We start from the raw sequence: 2,059 nt of genomic DNA, 5'->3' as shown, positions 1-2,059 counted from the left end.
GGCATCACCGAAAAGTTCGGCTACAACACGATCGGCTACAACAAGACCAAGGTCGATCCGGCCGACATGCAGTCGATGGCGGCCCTGACCGGCGACAAGTACAAGGGCAAGGTCGCCATCTACGACTACTACCTGCCGGTCATCGGCATGGCCGCACTGGCGATCGGCAAGAAGACGGCCGATCTCACCGAAGCCGACCTGCCCGCCCTCAAGGACGAGCTCTTGAAGATGAAAGCCAATGCCAAGCTGGTCGGCGAAGTGACCGCCAGCCAGACGGCGCTGGCGACGGGCGAGGTCGACATACTGGTCGGCGGCGGCGAATGGGTGACGGCGGGCCTAGCCAAGGAAAACCCGGCGCTGGACTTCTCCATCCCGAAAGAAGGTGCGGTTCTGTGGTCGCAGTCGCTGGCCATGTTCAAGGATTCCAAGAACAAGGACATGGCGCTGAAGTTCATCCAGTACATTATGAGCCCGGAGGGCCAGGCGCGGCTTGCCACCTCCTCCTGCTACTGGGGCATGCCGGCCAACACCAAGGCAGCACTGACCGACGACCAGAAGAAGGTGCTGCGCTTCGACGAACAGCCGGGCTTCCTGACGCGTGCCCAGGCCTATCCGGCGCCGAACGCCGATCTCGACAAGAAGATGCAGGACATGTGGACCGAAATGCTGCAGGCGAAATGAGCCGATAGCGCTCATGAGCTCGGCTGGAAACAACCCCTTGCCCCGGGCGGGCCATACCCTGCCCCGGGCGAGCTCTGCTCTGCCCTGGGCGCTGGTCACGCCGGCGCTCGGCTGGACGCTGCTGTTCTTCGTGCTGCCGTTCATTGCCATGGGGTTTTCCAGCCTGACGGCGCATGAGGGCGGCGGCTTCACGCTGTCCAACTACAGCCAATTCTTCACCAACCCCTCCTACTGGCAGGCGATGGTGAACTCGCTTGAGGTGACCGCGATCGTCACCGTGGTCTCGGTGCTGCTCGCCTATCCCTTCGCCTGGATCCTCGCCGAACAGGTGCCGGAGCGCTGGCAGCGGCTGGCGCTGATGCTGGCGGTGCTGCCGTTCTGGACCTCCTATGTCGTGCGCTCCTATTCCTGGCTGCTGGCGCTGGCGCAGAACGGCGTCATAAACCGGGCGCTGACCGGCTCCGGCCTCATCAGCGAGCCTGTGCATCTCGCCAACACGCGTTTCGCCACCATCACCGGCTTCGTGCACTTCTTCGTCATGTTGTTGACGCTGACGATCTTCGCCAATCTCAAGCAGCTCAGCCCGAGCTACCGCAAGGCGGCCGCCGATCTCGGCGCCGGGCCGGTGCGAACCTTCCTGCATGTCGTGCTGCCGCTGACCTTGCCCGGCATCATGGTCGGCGCCTTCCTCACCTTCGTGCTGTGCATCGGCGACTACATCACGCCGCAGATCCTGGGCGGCAACAACGAGCTGCTGATGCCGCAGCTGGTGATGATGCAGATCGGCCGGCGCGGCGACTTTCCGCTGGCCTCGGCGCTGTCGATCATCCTGATGGCGGTGGTCACCATCGCCTATCTCGCCTGCGCCCACTGGCTGAAGATCGAGCGGGCCTGAGATGCGCAGGATTGTCCGCATCGCCTCCTGGCTCTACGCGCTTGCCGTCTACGGCTTCATCTTCCTGCCCGTGATCGTGCTGGTACTGTTTTCGCTGCAGGCGACGTCGTTCCCGATCCCGCCCTTCACCGGCCCGTCGCTGCGCTGGTACGACGCGGTGCTCTCGGACCCACGGCTGACTTCGGCGTTGGTCAATTCGCTGCTGGTCGCGTCCATCTCGTCGCTCGCCGCCGTGACGCTCGGCTTCCTTTCCGCCTGGGGCTTTGCCCGCTTCGTCCTGCCCGGCTCCGGCCTGCTGCGCGGGCTGATCACCCTGCCGCTGACGGTCAGCTATCTCATCATCGGCATGGGGCTGCTGGTGCTGTTCAACTGGGCCGGCGTACCGAAATCGCTACTGGCTGCCGGCATCGGCCATGTCGTGATCAATCTGCCGCTGTGCTTTGCCATCATCTACAGCCAGATGGGCGACCATCAGATCAACAT

At 63.8% G+C, this 2,059-nt stretch carries 2 protein-coding genes and 1 pseudogene; all 3 read left to right on the top strand.

What is annotated here, in order from left to right; translation table 11 throughout:
* The coding region (locus EN994_RS28790) for an extracellular solute-binding protein (protein ID WP_127308026.1) at nt 1-681 on the top strand (681 nt) is incomplete at its 5' end.
* A gap of 13 nt (nt 682-694) precedes the next feature.
* Nucleotides 695-1,576 (top strand): ABC transporter permease, encoded by an 882-nt coding sequence (locus EN994_RS28785; RefSeq protein WP_127308025.1) that lies wholly within the window; start codon nt 695-697, stop codon nt 1,574-1,576.
* A gap of 1 nt (nt 1,577) precedes the next feature.
* Nucleotides 1,578-2,059 (top strand): annotated as a pseudogene (locus tag EN994_RS28780) (ABC transporter permease); the annotation flags it as partial.

This window comes from Mesorhizobium sp. M7A.F.Ca.CA.002.09.1.1, from assembly GCF_003998555.1.
Classification (GTDB): Bacteria; Pseudomonadota; Alphaproteobacteria; order Rhizobiales; family Rhizobiaceae; genus Mesorhizobium; species Mesorhizobium ciceri.
Note: the sequence above shows the minus strand (reverse complement) of the source record. Positions and strands in the feature narration are given on the sequence as shown.